This window comes from Erysipelothrix aquatica (assembly GCF_009828825.1).
Classification (GTDB): domain Bacteria; phylum Bacillota_I; class Bacilli_A; order Erysipelotrichales; family Erysipelotrichaceae; genus Erysipelothrix; species Erysipelothrix aquatica_A.
Genome location: NZ_WTTA01000002.1, coordinates 359989 through 376264, shown reverse-complemented (window position 1 = coordinate 376264; position 16276 = coordinate 359989). Strand labels below are relative to the sequence as shown.

The following is a 16276-nucleotide window of genomic DNA, read 5'->3' as shown; positions in this document are numbered from 1 at the left end:
ATTTAAATGACTTGATGCGGCGTAGCGCCATTTGGAGGTATGTATATGTTTTTTAAACGTAAAAAGAAAGCAACAGATGAATCTTATGGAGCATTTGGAACTGGAACAGTTTTATCATTAGAACAAGTCCCCGATCCAGTCTTTGCCCAAAAAATGATGGGTGACGGGTATGCGATCGAATTAACCGACGGAACAATTGTCGCGCCTTCTGAAGGTGAAGTAACGGTTGTGTTCCCAACGGGTCATGCCTATGGTATTGTCAGAGAAGATGGTGTCGAAATTCTCGTACACTTAGGAATTGATACAGTACAACTTGAAGGGAAAGGGTTTGTATCGCACGTTAAAGTCGGTGATAAAGTATCACGCGGCGATACACTTGCGACCATGGATCTTGAACTCATCAAGGAAGCTGGGAAATCAATTATTAGTCCAATGATAATAACATCGGGACAAGCGATTACATTACATCGTGACGGTGAAACAGTAACACCAACAACTGATGATATCTTCTCAGTAAACGCATAATTTAAAGCTTAGGATATCCTAAGCTTTTTTGTATTGCCATTGTCGAAAGGAGCTATCGATGGAATATTACAAATACTTAAGACAATTTGTCGGGCACCGTCCAATTATATTGCCAGGATCAGTTGTACTTGTTTTTGATAGTGCTGGAGCAGTTCTTTTGGAGCAGCGTACTTCAGGCCACTTTGGCCTCCCAGGGGGAATGATGGACCTTGGGGAAAGTTTCGAAACAGTTGCCATCCGCGAAGTTAAAGAAGAAACCAACTTGACGATTCGAACGCTAGCGTTTTTCAAAAATTACTCAGGACCAACGCACCATGTAGTTCTCGAAAATGGGGATGAGATGTATGTCGTAACTGCGGTTTTCTATACAACGGATTACGAGGGTGATTTGCAACATAATCCTGATGAATCTCTACGTGTTCAGTTTTTTCCGCTGGATCAATTACCGGAATTAATGGTTCCCGTTCATTTGCGAATGATTCGAGAATTTCAAGAGTTCGCAATCACAAAAGGGAATGTGTTAAAATAGTAAAGAACTTTTTAGGAGAACACTTATGAACGTAAATGATTTTGATTTTTACCTTCCAGAGTCACTGATAGCACAAACACCTGCAGCCAAACGCAGTGAGTCGCGCTTATTGGTTGTGGACGGTATGAATCTTGAAGATAAACACTTCTACAATATAACCGACTACTTGCATGAAGGGGACGTTTTAGTGGTCAATAACACACGGGTTATTGCTGCTCGTCTTTTTGGAGAAAAACCGGAGACCGGCGCGCATGTCGAGCTGTTGATTCTTAAATTTGAAGGAAAAACAGCAGAATGTCTTGTTGGAAACGCTAAAGTTGTAAAATTGGGAACTGAACTAAGTTTTGGCGGTGGGAAACTGAAGGCTATCTGTACAAAAATTGGCGATGAAGGAATTCGTTTCTTTGATCTTATTTTTGAAGGGATATTCTTAGAAGTACTGGATGAACTGGGGCAAATGCCTTTACCACCGTACATCCATGAGCGCCTCGAAGATAAAGAACGCTATCAAACAGTTTATTCGGAAGTTGCGGGAAGTGCTGCGGCACCAACTGCTGGATTACACTTTACGGAAGAAATCCTTGACCAATTGAAAGCAAAAGGTGTTATGATTGTTCCTGTAACATTACATGTTGGATTGGGAACGTTCCGACCTGTCAAAGTGGATAATATTTTTGAACATACAATGCATGCTGAATCATACTTCATGACCCAAGAAACTGCGGATGTTCTAAATGAAGCACGTGCTGAAGGGCGTCGTATTGTCGCCGTTGGAACGACATCAGTACGAACTTTGGAAACCATTATGACCGAGCACGGAACATTTTTAGAAACTGAAGGCGAAAGTAAAATATTCATCTATCCAGGATATGAATGGAAAGCGGTGGACGCAATCATTACGAACTTCCACTTGCCAAAATCTACACTCATTATGCTTGTCAGCGCCTTTGCTGGTAAAGCTGAAATTGACCACGCGTATGCCCATGCAGTTGAGACAGAATATCGTTTCTTCTCCTTTGGCGACAGCATGATCTTGACCCATAAAAAATAAAAGAGGAGTCTTATGAAAATCAATAAAAATCCAGAGCGGTTAAAAATGATTCTAATAGTGATAGGAATTCAGTTCATTGTCGCAACAATAACGCTCTTAATGTATGGAAACGGTCATCCTTTAATTCAATATATTAGAGGTATTCATGTCGGTTTCCAAGTGATTATAATTAGTATTATAGGATTTATCATTTATGCAATTCCGGGTTATCTATTAGTTATTTCAAAATCTAATAAGCGTAACCTTATCGAAACGATTGATTCAGCAGTTCTCGTCCTAACGGGGATCTTACTTGCAACGTTTTTGATTATTTTTGTATATAGTTACCTGTTACACTTAAAAACGCCATGGTTATTCTATAGTCTCATGAACCCAATTTTTGGGAACTTAATGTACGACACGATGCAGATTCGATCTTTTATGAATCTTGTCTGGTTGCCATCGACAATTATTCCAGGACTCGGAATATTGTTTGGTGCGTTTGTACGCCTTAAACAAGAAGGAGTTGTGAAAGTTTGAAACGTCATTGGACCGCATTACTGGCGATTGTTGCATCCGCAATAATCTACAGTCTGCTTTTAAAATTTATACCTGGAACCTTTACATGGTTTCTGACATTTATTTGGATGGTTATGCTCCTGGTAATTGGACACTTCATGTCTCCACACAGCAAAGCAAATAACCGTTGGTTAGGAAAAGTTATCATCGCAATTATCGTTGTTTTTATCTTTGGATTCCAACTGAATATTCTCCAAGTTCCAGAGTTTCGGCAATTACTTGGAACCCTCGGAATAACCGGTGGGTTCTTAGATTTGCTCTTATTGTACTGTGGATGGGCATTTTTCCAAGTTTAAAAGAGTTTTCGAACTCTTTTTTTCATTGAAACATGTATAATAAAATAAATGGGGTGACTGAATATGAGATTAAAGAAAAATGCGAACATCGTGCTACTGGGTGATAATACGTTTGTGAGTACATCGCTAACACGATCACTGACCAAAGCGTTGCCAAATTATAACATTCATAATAGTGCCCAGAAGCACTATCTGACCGAAGATGTATTAAACAATTTTCAATCAGACTGTACAACACTGAAACCCAGCGTTGTTTTTGTGTCCCTTGGTAATGAAGATAGTTTGAACTTGCGTCGAGACATCTTGTCTGGGACAACTGCTTCCATGCTTAATTTTGAAAACCAATATCATGAACTCGCTCGTAAATTGGATGCATTGACGCTCAAACGTGTTGTCTTGATTGAGCCTTTCTATGTTTCACGCTATGCAATCCGTGATCACGTTCGTTACGATATTCAGGATAAAATATACATTACCCGTAAAATTGCGAAGTCGTATGGGTTTGAATTAATTACATTGGATGGATTGTTGAATCAAGCGGCATTCGATACCGGAGCTTATAATATCGTCAAACCAAACGGTTTGCAGTTAAAAAAACCAGGTGTTCGTGTTCTAGAAACAGCGATCTTGGATAAATTTAAAGAGTGGAGTATTCTATGATTGTATCAGGTAAAATAAGTGTTAAAGCAATTCTAAAAGAGCGAAAACGAGAAATCAGTGCGGTCTATATTCTTGATAAGCATCATGATCGTGAGTCACGTTATGTTTTGGGAATCGCGCAGGGTTTACCAATTGAACGGTTAGATCGGGAAGCTATGGATCAATTGGCTGGGAATACGAGTCATGGCGGATACTTGGTTGCATGTGGACCACGACTATCGGATGGTTTCGACACGCTAAAACAAGGATCACTTGCACTCATGTGTATTGAAGGGGTAACTGATCCTTTTAACCTTGGTGAGATTTGTCGTACAGTAGCATCTTTGGGTTTTGATGGGATTGTGACCCCAAACTATGATTTTTATGATAATGAAGCAAAACTGATTCGCGCGAGTGCCGGTGCAAGTGAATCGTTATGGTGGCTAAAATCTGACGACTTAACGCATGATATGGCGATTGTAAAAGAACACGATGTTCGCATTGTTGCTGCTTATCGAGGCGATGAGAGTGTTGCGCTTCATCACTATCAAATGCCAAACCGTGTATGTATTGCTTTGGGTGGTGCACTTCGTGGCCTTTCACGTTCACTTCTTGATTTAAGTGAAGATCATGTTCGTATTGACTATGATGCAAGGGTCTCATTAAGCACTGTTGGTGCAGCAACATCCTTTGCCTATGAGCACTATCGTCAAAAAGGAGTATCCGAATGAAACTAGCAATTATACAACAACGTATTTTTTCAAATAATCCCCTACGAAACTTTGAAGTCATGAAAGCGGCGATTCTAGCGCATAAGAATCAAGCTGATATCATTGTCTTTCCAGAGATGGCCGTAGGTGGTTACATGTTGGGCGATAAATATAATAATCTGGATACGATTCATGATTTCATGCACTATAACGACCAACTAAAGGCGCTCTCTGAGGGAACCGCAGTCATTTGGGGAAATGTTCATCATGATGGAAAACATTTATATAATGCTGCGTATTTTGCGGTTGATGGCGATTGGGCACACCGTGCTTCGCAAACCGATGCGGGAATTTATCTAAAACATTTATTGCCTAACTATACATTCTTTGATGATAAACGTTACTTCCATGCGGGTCATGGTAATTTTGAACCATTTGAATTTAAAGGGCAAAAAGTAGCGATTCAAATCTGCGAAGATATGTGGGATGAAACGCATGATATGTCACCTACGACACAAATGAAAGCCTATAATCCTGATGTAATGATTAATATTTCTGCATCACCATGGGTTAAGGGCAAAGAGACATCACGCCTTGACACAATCCGTCGTCACAATTTATCAATGCCATTTGTTTATGTGAATGCTACGGGTATGCAAAACAATGGTAAGAATGTCGTCGTGTTTGATGGAGGGTCCTTGGTTGTGACACCAACGACAATTCATGAGTTACCACAAAACTTTGAACAATCAGAAACCGTGATTGATTTGATAGCCCTTGAGCCACATCAAAATCCAGTCGACCATAAACTTTATGAAGCACTCATTCACGCAATTCGTTATTTTGATGAGGAAACACTTGCATACGGTCCAAAATGGGTTGTGGGTGTATCGGGTGGTCTTGATAGCAGCGTAACGGTATCGCTCTTAGTTAAAGCATTGGGCGCAGATCGTGTATTGGGTGTTACAATGCCAAGTAAATTCACACGTGACATTACCAAGAGTAATGCCTATCATCTCAGTGAGAAACTTAACTTTAAATTATTGGAAATTCCGATTGCCTCCATGGTTGATGCGACACTTGAAAGTTTGGGTCATGGTGGTTACGAAACCGTAGAAGGATTGTCCTATGAAAACATTCAAGCACGATTACGAGGGCATACTCTGATGAGTGTTTCAAGTTTAGAAAATGCAGTCGTCTCGAATAATGGAAACAAAATTGAGGTTGCGTTGGGCTATGCAACACTTTATGGTGATGCAATTGGTGCGTTGGCGATACTTGGCGATCTTACCAAAATGGAAGTGGGAAAAGTCGCACAATCGTTAAACGACATCGCGCAGTCGGAACTGGTCCCACAAAATCTTATTCCGCTTGATGAAGCAACACATGTCTCTTGGGAATTTGCACCCAGTGCAGAATTAAAGGATGATCAGTTTGATCCCATGAAATGGGGCTACCATGATGCCCTCATCGAATTCTTACAAAAAGATTCTTTGGAGGATTTGCTTGCGTCATATTTAGACGGTACCATTTACAATACCAAGCTCGGTAGTTATCTTAAGGCCTATCAATTAGATAAGCCCGAAGCGTTTATCGAAGATTTGCAATGGGTCATTCGAACGATGAATGTTGCTGTCTACAAGCGGATTCAAATGCCACCGATTGTTTCAGTGAGTGATTATGCGTATGGCATGACGTATCGTGAAAGCCAACTTCCGCAATCATATACACAAAAACAACGTGTACTTATGGCGTCAATTCTTGAAATGTAAGAAGATAACCTCGGTTATCTTTTTTTTTTATGCGCTTGAACTCAAATCTTAATTTCTAAATCACAAGAAAAACACAAATCAAACGGCAAATTATTACCAAATAACCCTTAAATACAGCAGGTTAGTCAATATACACCGAACATGATTTAATAATTGTACGATAAACCTTATAATGTGACAGACACAATGGTATTATAATCCTATGTTCAAGATAGGGATACCTTGTTGTTTAAAACAACCCTTAGTATTTTTTTTTTGAAGGGGTGATGATGTGGAGAAAACACTACTGCTACTGATAGTAGTTTTACTTATCACGGGTTGTGTCTCAAATCGACAACTGGGTATGGTAGTGACAGGTGACACAGTGACCAGTTGTTCCAAAGTAATTGATGAGAGAATTGAGCCTATCTACTATGAGACAATTGAAAGGCCCTCAGGACTATTGTTTGTTGGTGATTCGCGAATTGTTGAATCGGGAGCGGATGGGTATTATCGTTATGAAATCATTCAGTTAGAACATAATGGTGACATAACGACATATGAAAATCTTGCAGAGACAGTTTCTGCAACAGCAGAAATTATAGAAGTTGGAGTTAAAACCTTGGAAAGTGTGACACAAGGTGTTTATGATGATGTTCTTGCAAGTGCATTATTCGAATCAATTAATCAATCCCGACGGGATGTTTATTTATCAGAGCTAACGTGGTCAAAGGAATTATCGGATGCTGCTAAAACAAGAGCTACAGAGCTTCTTATTACATTTGATCATAAACGTCCTGATGGACGCTTATGGGATACTGTGAGTAGCCATGTCTATGCTGAAAATATAGCATACGGGCAAAAGACCTCTGAAGAAGCACAAGCAGGCTTCATGCAATCTGAATCACATCGTGACAATATTCTCTATGGCGATTTTGGGACGGTTGGAACTGCCGTAATTCGAGATGTTCGAGGCATGCATTACTACGTACAACTGTTTGGTTATTAGTAATGCCCTTGAACCGAAATAAAATACCGTACTGTGTGGGGACCAGTGCGGTATTTTATTTATGACATAATTATAAGAAAATAAGTGTCAATCATGCGTATAATAGAAGTATGAAACTCTTATTAGTCGAAGACGACCAATCCATAGTGTTTGGATTGCGTACATTTTTTAATCAAAACGGATGGGATGTATCCGTTGCTTTAAGCGTACAAGAAGCGGAGCGAATGCTCAATGAAACTCTTGATGTCGTATTGCTTGATATTGGACTCCCTGATGGGTCGGGATTTGATGTGGCGGCCCTTCTCAAGAAGCGCGTCACGTGTCCATTTATTTTTATTACGGCAATAGATGATGAACAAACTTTGCTCGAAGGTTTTGATGCAGGGGCAGATGACTACATCGTGAAGCCATTTCGTTTGAGCGAACTGAAACGACGAATTCTCGCGGTGACCAAACGCCAACAAGCAACCATTCTCGAAGATGACCATATCATGATAGATCTCAATAAGGGGTTGGTGTGCGTGGATCAAAAACCGATTCAATTAAGCACACAAGAATACCGACTATTACTCCATTTTTTTAACCATAAAAACATGATATTAACACGTGAATCTTTGAATGATGTTTTGTGGGAAAGTGGGGACTATATTTCTGATAATGCACTATCTGTTACCATTAAACGACTGCGTGAAAAAATTGGATATCACTCTACAATCAAGACGATTCACGGGAAAGGGTATATGATGCTATGATGAAACACTTAAGAGATAAAGCAGTAAGGGTATTGCTCTATTGTTTATTTGGATTGAGCGTTGCTGCATTGATAATCCAAAGATGGAGTTCAATCGCTGCGATTGCTCTTTTTGCAGTGGGAACGGTAGTTTCCATAGTTTTCTTTTTAGAATCTCGAAGTCGTCACGTAGCAACGGTAACTGAATACCTTCAAGCTCTGAACCGTGGTGACTACAGTTATGATTTAAATGCATATGATGAGGGTGAATTGAACGTACTCCATTCAGAATTGAATAAAACGACTGTACATCTTCAGATTCTTAACCAAGAACTTCTTAAACAACAATCGTTACTTAAAACATCTCTCGAAGATATCTCACATCAGTTGAAGACGCCCCTCGCATCACTTTCAATACTCAATGATCTTGATGATCAGGAATCATTAATCGTTCAAAATAGTCGGACTCAGATTAATCGAATGAATCGACTGGTAAGCTCGCTTCTTAAGCTTGTCCAACTGGAAGCTCAAACATTACCGTTTAACCTTGAAAAGATAAAGGGCAAAGACTTTGTTCTCGAGTTAGTTTCAGAAATGAGGCCGCTTATTGACCATCATCAATTAGACGTTCACCTAGAACTTGAGGATGTGATGATTGTTTGTGACCCACAGCAGACGGCAGAAGCCTTCTCAAATGTCATCAACAATAAATTACGATATGCAAAACAAGTCATTAAGATTTCCCTTAAACGAAGCGGATTGTCTGCGGAGCTCAAAATATCAGATGACGGTCCAATGATTGAATATGGACTTCGCGAACGAATATTTGAACGTTTTTTTAGTGGTCCTGATAAAAGTCCAGAATCAGTCGGGATTGGACTCGCGTTGTCCAAAGCAATCATGAGTCAGCAAGACGGAAGACTTTACATAACTGATACTAATACATTTGTCTTTCGATTTGAGAGAATGACAGAAGTGTAAGAACTTATCTACAATTCATGAACTATACTGAGTTTAGCGAGGTGAATTCTATGGAAATATTAAAAGTAGACCAAGTATCAAAAATATATAAACAAGGGAAAGAACAAGTATATGCCCTTAATGATGTTTCCTTTTCGGTTCAAAAAGGAGAGTTTATAGCAATTACAGGACCAAGTGGGAGTGGGAAGTCGACGTTACTCCATATTATTGGATGTGTTGATCAAGCAAGCGCTGGATCTGTAACGATTGATGGGATCGATGCATCAACAATGAGCGAGGAAAAATTAACAATTTTCCGTCGACGTCATATTGGACTTGTATATCAATTCTACAACTTAATTCCAATTCTTAATGTTGAGGAGAACATAAAGTTGCCCATTGATCTTGATGACGCAAAAGTTGATGCGGCATACTATCAAGAAATCATAACGACACTTGATTTAGAAAATCGGGTAAAACATTTGCCCAATCAGCTGTCAGGCGGACAACAACAACGTGTTTCGATAGGTCGAGCACTTATGAATCGACCTTCAATTCTTTTGGCGGATGAGCCGACAGGGAATCTCGATCAGGCCAATTCATTGGAAATTTTAAAGATTCTCAAAGCATCGCATCAAAAGTATCATCAAACGATCATTTTGATAACGCATGATGAATCGATTGCGATGGAAGCGGACCGGATTATAAGCATTGAAGATGGTCGTATTGTTCGTGATGAGGTTATCCGATGAAAACGTTCCAGAAAATCGGGTTTCGTAGTTTGCTAAAAAATCGTAGCACATCTTTGATGACGATACTAACAGTCGCACTTTCAGTTTCTATGACCACAATGGTTGTTGCGGTGTTCTTTGGGTTAATTCGAAACTATGAATATCAAATCCTAAACACATCAGAGCAGTATAATGTAAGGATTCATAGACTACAGGATCCAGAATCTATAATAAAACGAATGGAAGGGTCCATTGACTACACCGACATTCGAGGAGAGGCTTACAATATAGAGTTTGAAGCCGGTCCAGCAGGTCCTGCCGAAATGACAACCAATAGTGTAGAGTCCGTAAATTTTGAAACAAATTACAAAACATTGCCTCGAGATATGCAACAAGAATTCCCTACTTATGAATCAATGCTTGCAAGTGGAAGATTGCCTCAAAATCAAAACGAAGTCGCCATAAATGCAATTGAGGCAAAAAAATTTAATGTTGAAGTGGGTAACACTTACCCGTCATTTGTTTTTGAGGAGTGGACAGATCCAGCACAAGAAGGGCATGAACGACAACGTATTTATGGAAGTGATGTGACAGTTGTCGGTATATACAAAGAAAACGCTCATTATAATCGAACTCAGACAGTCAATTCTCCACTTGAACTGTCAAATGTATCAATAGCATTTAAACCAGGGACCAAGAATATCGAAAAATTAATACGAGATAATCTACAAGCCACGGATTTTATTGATGAAAATTCTGTTGAAGATATAAGTTCATGGTATGTTAACTATAATAGTGAATATAATACAATCTTAGGTATGCAATTTATACTGAGTGAAGCGAAGCTCGCGTTGGGAACAGCATCACTCGTGTTTATACTCGTTCTTCTCGTAGCTACGTTTTCAATGATTTTTAACGCGTTCAATAATAATGTCGAAAAACAAATGCACAACTACGGTTTGATACGGAGTATTGGTGCTACGAAACGTCAATTACGAGGCATGATCTCAGTAGAAGGATATTTGTTGGGAGGCGTCGGTATTGCATTAGGAATTGGGGTCGGGTATGGCATAGCATACGTCCTTGCTCAGTATTTGAATAATCAAATAATCGAAGCGAACTTAGAACATAATTCATTTCTGTTTGATGCGTACATTCCGCTAGCTGGTTATTTGTTTATCGTTATAATCGCAGCAATAATTGTCACAATTCCCCTGCATCGTGCAATTTCACGTATGTTTAAGATGACATCCATTGAATCAATTCGCGAGAGTAAACGTTATAAAGATTCAAAAAAACGGAGACCGTCGCTTCTTGGTTGGATGATGGCAAAATCTCCAGAAGGGAAGCTTGCACAAAAATATGCGTACTCGGATTCAGGGAAATTCAAAGGTGTTAAAATGTCGCTAGCAATTAGTATTGTTATTTTTATTGCGTTAATGTCTTTTATCAAGATCGGTTTTTCAGTGTCAAAACGTTATGATACAGGGACGAATAACCTTGAGGTATTATTAAAGCGAACTGAAATTACATCATTCAGCGATATCGATTCATTAGAGAATAAACTTAAAGAAGACTTGAATCAAGGAAATCAACCGATTGATAGTTTTGGAATGAAGTCATCCCTGCACCTCGCGGTTACAGAATCCGATTTGTCACCGAAAACATTTGTTCCTGGGCTTGAGTCGCAAATTGATAATAAACGATATCCCGGAATTTTTATTACAACCATTGACGATGGCGCATTTCAAGAACTTGCAAAATCGTATGGAGTAAACCCAGAGTCCAGTGCTGATGGCATTCTCATGAATTACTATGCTAGTAGAAGCGACGGTGCATATAGGTATGAAGGGCCGATATATGATGTGTCAAAGAACCCAATATTGCATGTAGGTTTTCTCGAAAATGAGTCATTCGAGCAAATCGGTGGCGTGAATGAGGCACAAGAAGTTCGGATTATTCACGAAGTAGATGTACTACCCAACAATGTGTTAGGGAATAACTATACTGATAGCACACCGCTTGGAAGTATCATCATGTCCCATAAAATTTATGAAGATATGACAATAGAGTATCCAAACCGTGGAAATACACTGAGATATGGAGAAATTCAGGTTGTTGCGCAAATTCAGGCGCGAGACAGTTTCCAGACTGAAGATTATCTAAAGGAATTGGGATATCATGTCAGTAATTTGGATCGAGAATTTGCCAATGCTCGAGCTATCGAATCGACAATGCAAAATGTTCTCTATGCGATTCTAATTTTTATTAGTGGAATCTGCGTACTTAACGTGGTAAGTTTGACAGCGTCTAGCCTTAATGAACGACGGGCGGAACTCGCAGCACTACGATCGGTTGGTATGTCACAACGATCGGTTGAAAAAATGTTGTTGTGGGAGACTGTGGCGATAATGGTAAAACCTGTTCTATGGGGAACGATTATCGGACTTGGATTATCGTACGTTTTCGTTTACGCTGTGAATACAGTCAATCAACAAACACTGTTTGTCTTTTCGATCGACGGTAAAGCAGTGGCTATCTCCTGGATTTTTACGCTTGTTATTGTGATTGTAAACCTTGTTGTTTCGGTGACTCAATCACGCAAACAAAAAATTGTTGAAGACATGAGACGTTTCTAAATTCATGAAAGTTGTTATCCCGTGATAACAACTTTTTCTATGGGAACGTGAAGATTTGTTAAAATCGAACCATTAAAATTGTCATGACTGAAAATTTGTAATATAATAGTAAATGAACATGGTTCATTTTATGAAATTTATGTGAAGATTACGAGAGAGAGGTACATGAATGAAACGTATTCTGAAGAATATGAAACCATTCATACTCTTAGTTCTGGTAGCAATTTCGCTCTTGTTTGTTCAGGCGTGGGCCGACTTAAAACTTCCGAATTATATGTCGGATATTGTAAACGTCGGAATCCAACAGTCGGGGATCGAACATGCAAGTCCAGAAATAATGAGTAAGAATGGCTACGATTTAATCGCTGCTGTACTTCCAGAAACACAATCAAATGCATTTAAAGATGCATATACAGTATCTGGTAATGAAGCAGTCATCAACGATGATGTAAATCGAAAAGAAATCGATGTGTTAGTGGGAGAATCCATTTGGACATTGATGAACTACGAAATTCCCGGAACCGAACCGATGAACGGTCAAATGTCCGAAGATTTCAATATCACAGATCTTTACCCAGCAATTCCACTCTTTGAGTCCTTAGACAATTCAATCAAAGAAGCGGCATTTGCAAAGGCTGAAGAAACTCAAGATTCTTTAAAAGCACAAACCGGCGTCATGGTCGCAAAAATGCTTTATGAAGAACAAGGGACGGATATATCAACGTTACAACGTGACTATATCTTTAAAACCGGATTGCAAATGCTAGGAATAACATTTGTTGGGGTTATTGCTGCCGTGTTAGTTGGTTTATCCGCAACACGTACAGGGGCAGGATTCTCCCGCAATCTACGTCGTGAAGTCTTTGAGAAAATTCAGGGCTTCTCAAGTGCAGAGTTTAATAAATTCTCACAATCGTCAATGGTTGTTCGATCAGCCAATGATGTGACACAAGTACAAATGATGATCATGATGTCCATACGAATCTTCTTCTATGCGCCAATTATGGCGATAGGTGGAATTGTCATGATTCAAAATAAAGCCGATTCCATGACGTGGTTAATTGGTGCAGCATGCGCCGCTCTCTTCGTTGTTCTTCTCTTTATTTATTTTGTTGCAATGCCAAAATTTAAAATTCGACAATCACTCGTCGACCGTCTAAACTTAGTTTTCCGCGAAAACTTAAGTGGTGTCATGGTTATGCGAGCATTTGGAAATACAGACTTTGAGAACAAACGATTCGAAAAAGCAAACGTTGATGTTGCTGACCTAACATTGTTTGTAAACCGTGTCATGTCAATTATGATGCCAATCATGATGTTAATTATGAACATGACAGTTGTTGGTATCATTTGGTTTGGTGCAGGCGAAGTGTCCAATGGAATTATTCAAATTGGAGACATGATGGCATTTATGCAATATGCAATGCAAATTATTATGGCCTTCCTTATGATTTCGATGATGTTTATTTTCATTCCACGTGCAATGGTCTCATTGAACCGTATTAACGAAATCCTTGAAACGGAAAATTCAATTGAGGATCCACAAACAAGCCTTTCATTGGATGATACAAAACGTGGTATTGTTGAGTTTGAGAATGTCTCATTCAAATACGACGGTGCGGATGAGTATGTCTTGAAGGACATAAGCTTTACGGCACGACCTGGACAAACAACCGCATTTATTGGGTCAACCGGATCTGGGAAATCAACTCTGATCAACTTGATTCCACGCTTTTACGATGCAAGTGAAGGTGTTGTTCGTGTTGATGGTGTCGATGTGCGAGATGTCGATCAGAAGACGCTTCGGGAAGATATCGGCTATATTCCTCAAAAGGGAATTCTACTGTCTGGAACTGTTGAAGAAAACCTGAAATATGGAAATCAAGGGGCAAGTGATGAACAAGTCCTTAAGGCATTAGAAATTGCACAAGGAAACTTTATTCTTGATAAAGAAGAAGGCCTCCAGTATCGCATTGCACAAGGTGGGACAAACGTATCTGGTGGACAACGTCAGCGACTCAGTATTGCGCGTGCATTAGTTCGTGATGCGTCTATCTATATCTTTGATGATAGTTTCTCAGCCTTAGACTTCAAAACAGATCAACTTTTACGAAAAGCAATTCATGAAAACTATGAAGATGCAACATTGATGATTGTTGCACAACGTGTCAATACAATTATCGATGCAGATCAAATCATCGTATTGGACGAAGGAAAAATGGTAGGAATTGGGACTCACCAAGAACTCCTCAAATCAAGCGCCACATACTATGAGATTGCTGCGTCACAATTATCAGAGGAGGAATTGAATTATGGCAAGAAATAACAGTTCAGCTCCATCTGGAAAAGCAAAAGACATGAAACAAACAATTCGCAAGCTTGCGGGATTGATTAAACCACATATGGCTAAATTTATCTTTGTCTTGATTGCGGCACTCATCTCGACGGTTTTAGCAATTATCGGACCGAAAATTCTGGGACAAGCAACAACCGTTCTTTTTGAAGGTTTGGTGTCACGTGTCCAAGGACTTGGAGGTGTAGACTTTGAGAAGATTGGACGAATTCTTATCTTCCTCTCAGCAATTTACGGATTTAGTTTCTTTTTTAGTTATATTCAAGGGTTTGTGATGGCGCGAATTTCTCGTGATATTACATTTAAACTGCGTAAAGATATGCAAGTTAAAATTGACCGTCTGCCCCTTAGTTATTTTGATAAAACAACAGTTGGAGATACACTTTCAATTGTAACGAACGATATTGATGTTATTGATACAAACTTGACCAATAGTATTACACAGATTCTTACATCAGTAACAACCATTGTTGGGGTCTTATATATGATGATAACGATTAACTGGCAAATGACGCTTGCGGCATTGCTCGTTATGCCGATATCATTCGGAATTATGGTCTTTATCTTTAGTCGTTCACAAAAATTCTTCCAAGCCCAACAAGACAACTTGGGAGAGTTGAACAGTCACATCGAAGAAATGTACGGAAGCCAAATTGTTGTTAAAGCGTACAATGCGGAAGATATTTCATTAGCAAAACATGATGAAATCAACAACCGTCTCTACGATTCAACATGGAAGAGTAACTTCTTCTCAGGTTTAGCACAGCCAATGATGAACTTTATTGGGAATGCTGGCTATGTTGTAATTAGTATTCTTGGTGGTTGGTATGCAACGCAAGGCATAATCAGTGTTGGGGATATTCAATCCTTTATCCAATATATGCGTAACTTCTTGAACCCGATTGCACAATTGGGAAGTATTTCAGCACAATTCCAACAATCTATCGCAGCTGCAGAACGTGTCTTTGAATTCTTAGAAGAAGATGAAGAACCAGCAGAAACACCTGTCGACTACGATTTGGAAACACTGCAAAGTTCTGTTATGTTTGAAAATGTAAATTTTGGTTACCTTCCAGGACAAACAATTATCAATGACTTTAGTACCTACGTTAAACCAGGTCAAAAAGTTGCGATTGTTGGACCTACGGGTGCAGGTAAAACAACCATTGTTAAACTCTTAATGCGTTTCTACGATGTTACGTCCGGATCAATTATGATTGACGGTATCGATATCCGAAACTTCAAACGTGAAGATTTACGTTCGACCATTGGTATGGTTCTTCAAGATACATGGTTATACAGTGGATCCATTAAAGAAAACATTCGCTACGGTAATCTCGATGCAACGGACGAAGAGGTTTACAATGCTGCTCAAGAAGCACAAGTCGACCACTTTGTTCGAACCTTAGCCGATGGTTATGATACAGTTCTTAATGAAGAAACATCGAATGTTTCTCAAGGTCAAAAACAATTATTAACGATTGCGCGTGCAATTCTCGCCGATCCAAAAATTATGATTCTTGATGAAGCAACAAGCTCAGTAGATACCCGTACTGAAGTACTTATCCAACAAGCGTTGGATAAATTGATGGAAGGACGTACAAGCTTTATTATTGCACACCGTCTCTCAACGATCCGTAACGCAGACATGATTCTCGTTATGGATAAAGGTGATATTATTGAAGTGGGAAATCATGAAGAGCTCATCGCCAAAGATGGCTTCTATGCAACCCTCTACAACAGTCAATTTTCTGAAGACTAGTTTAAAAGTCCGTGAACTAACCTCACGGACTTT

At 39.3% G+C, this 16276-nt stretch carries 15 protein-coding genes; all 15 read left to right on the top strand.

Translation table 11 applies throughout. The features are described from left to right. Positions 1–45 precede the first annotated feature (45 nt). The 15 genes from GVV22_RS05060 (at position 46) to GVV22_RS04990 (ending at position 16243) form a co-directional block, all read left to right on the top strand. Positions 46–525: a PTS sugar transporter subunit IIA gene (locus GVV22_RS05060; protein ID WP_236261921.1), complete on the top strand. Its 480-nt coding sequence runs from the start codon at positions 46–48 to the stop codon at positions 523–525. A 58-nt stretch (positions 526–583) separates the two neighbouring features. Next, a complete protein-coding gene (locus tag GVV22_RS05055; RefSeq protein WP_159649050.1) occupies positions 584–1054 on the top strand; it encodes an NUDIX hydrolase in 471 nt (156 codons plus the stop codon). 25 nt (positions 1055–1079) lie between these two features. Beyond that, the gene (gene queA, locus GVV22_RS05050) at positions 1080–2105 is read left to right on the top strand and encodes a tRNA preQ1(34) S-adenosylmethionine ribosyltransferase-isomerase QueA (RefSeq protein ID WP_159649049.1); all 1026 of its coding nucleotides are present in this window, start codon (positions 1080–1082) and stop codon (positions 2103–2105) included. A gap of 12 nt (positions 2106–2117) precedes the next feature. Next, the gene (locus GVV22_RS05045; RefSeq protein ID WP_159649048.1) at positions 2118–2624 is read left to right on the top strand and encodes a hypothetical protein; all 507 of its coding nucleotides are present in this window, start codon (positions 2118–2120) and stop codon (positions 2622–2624) included. Further along, positions 2621–2959 carry a hypothetical protein gene (locus GVV22_RS05040; RefSeq protein WP_159649047.1) on the top strand — a complete coding sequence of 113 codons (339 nt, stop codon included), beginning with the start codon at positions 2621–2623 and terminating at the stop codon, positions 2957–2959. Before GVV22_RS05045 ends, GVV22_RS05040 begins: the two co-directional genes overlap by 4 nt. 63 nt (positions 2960–3022) lie before the next feature. Further along, the gene (locus tag GVV22_RS05035) at positions 3023–3619 is read left to right on the top strand and encodes an SGNH/GDSL hydrolase family protein (protein WP_159649046.1); all 597 of its coding nucleotides are present in this window, start codon (positions 3023–3025) and stop codon (positions 3617–3619) included. After that, on the top strand, positions 3616–4329 hold the full coding sequence (locus GVV22_RS05030) for a TrmH family RNA methyltransferase (protein ID WP_159649045.1): 714 nt from the start codon (positions 3616–3618) through the stop codon (positions 4327–4329). Before GVV22_RS05035 ends, GVV22_RS05030 begins: the two co-directional genes overlap by 4 nt. Beyond that, positions 4326–6080, top strand: coding sequence for an NAD(+) synthase (gene nadE, locus GVV22_RS05025; protein WP_159649044.1), 1755 nt, complete (start codon positions 4326–4328; stop codon positions 6078–6080). Before GVV22_RS05030 ends, nadE begins: the two co-directional genes overlap by 4 nt. Before the next feature lie 271 nt (positions 6081–6351). Continuing rightward, a complete protein-coding gene (locus GVV22_RS05020; RefSeq protein WP_159649043.1) occupies positions 6352–7068 on the top strand; it encodes a CAP domain-containing protein in 717 nt (238 codons plus the stop codon). 110 nt (positions 7069–7178) lie between these two features. Next, entirely contained in the window at positions 7179–7820 is a 642-nt protein-coding gene (locus tag GVV22_RS05015; protein WP_159649042.1) for a response regulator transcription factor, read from the top strand. Further along, complete coding sequence (locus GVV22_RS05010; protein ID WP_159649041.1) at positions 7820–8779, top strand: sensor histidine kinase; 960 nt, start codon at positions 7820–7822, stop codon at positions 8777–8779. The genes GVV22_RS05015 and GVV22_RS05010 overlap by 1 nt, the downstream gene beginning before the upstream one ends. Positions 8780–8829: 50 nt before the next feature. Next, positions 8830–9510 carry an ABC transporter ATP-binding protein gene (locus GVV22_RS05005; RefSeq protein ID WP_159649040.1) on the top strand — a complete coding sequence of 227 codons (681 nt, stop codon included), beginning with the start codon at positions 8830–8832 and terminating at the stop codon, positions 9508–9510. Beyond that, positions 9507–12128: an ABC transporter permease gene (locus tag GVV22_RS05000; RefSeq protein WP_159649039.1), complete on the top strand. Its 2622-nt coding sequence runs from the start codon at positions 9507–9509 to the stop codon at positions 12126–12128. Before GVV22_RS05005 ends, GVV22_RS05000 begins: the two co-directional genes overlap by 4 nt. 169 nt (positions 12129–12297) lie before the next feature. Further along, positions 12298–14454, top strand: a complete 2157-nt coding sequence (locus GVV22_RS04995; protein WP_159649038.1) for an ABC transporter ATP-binding protein — start codon at positions 12298–12300, stop codon at positions 14452–14454. After that, the gene (locus tag GVV22_RS04990; RefSeq protein ID WP_159649037.1) at positions 14441–16243 is read left to right on the top strand and encodes an ABC transporter ATP-binding protein; all 1803 of its coding nucleotides are present in this window, start codon (positions 14441–14443) and stop codon (positions 16241–16243) included. The genes GVV22_RS04995 and GVV22_RS04990 overlap by 14 nt, the downstream gene beginning before the upstream one ends. The last annotated feature ends 33 nt before the right edge of the window (positions 16244–16276 follow it).

Bases quoted from the DNA above. Each gene is read 5' to 3' on its own strand.
- GVV22_RS05015 (WP_159649042.1), top strand. From the start codon at position 7,179: ATGAAACTCTTATTAGTCGAAGACGACCAATCCATAGTGTTTGGATTG.
- GVV22_RS05055 (WP_159649050.1), top strand. From the start codon at position 584: ATGGAATATTACAAATACTTAAGACAATTTGTCGGGCACCGTCCAATT.
- GVV22_RS04995 (WP_159649038.1), top strand. From the start codon at position 12,298: ATGAAACGTATTCTGAAGAATATGAAACCATTCATACTCTTAGTTCTG.
- queA (WP_159649049.1), top strand. From the start codon at position 1,080: ATGAACGTAAATGATTTTGATTTTTACCTTCCAGAGTCACTGATAGCA.
- GVV22_RS05045 (WP_159649048.1), top strand. From the start codon at position 2,118: ATGAAAATCAATAAAAATCCAGAGCGGTTAAAAATGATTCTAATAGTG.
- GVV22_RS05005 (WP_159649040.1), top strand. From the start codon at position 8,830: ATGGAAATATTAAAAGTAGACCAAGTATCAAAAATATATAAACAAGGG.
- GVV22_RS05060 (WP_236261921.1), top strand. From the start codon at position 46: ATGTTTTTTAAACGTAAAAAGAAAGCAACAGATGAATCTTATGGAGCA.
- GVV22_RS05030 (WP_159649045.1), top strand. From the start codon at position 3,616: ATGATTGTATCAGGTAAAATAAGTGTTAAAGCAATTCTAAAAGAGCGA.
- GVV22_RS04990 (WP_159649037.1), top strand. From the start codon at position 14,441: ATGGCAAGAAATAACAGTTCAGCTCCATCTGGAAAAGCAAAAGACATG.
- nadE (WP_159649044.1), top strand. From the start codon at position 4,326: ATGAAACTAGCAATTATACAACAACGTATTTTTTCAAATAATCCCCTA.
- GVV22_RS05010 (WP_159649041.1), top strand. From the start codon at position 7,820: ATGAAACACTTAAGAGATAAAGCAGTAAGGGTATTGCTCTATTGTTTA.
- GVV22_RS05000 (WP_159649039.1), top strand. From the start codon at position 9,507: ATGAAAACGTTCCAGAAAATCGGGTTTCGTAGTTTGCTAAAAAATCGT.
- GVV22_RS05035 (WP_159649046.1), top strand. From the start codon at position 3,023: ATGAGATTAAAGAAAAATGCGAACATCGTGCTACTGGGTGATAATACG.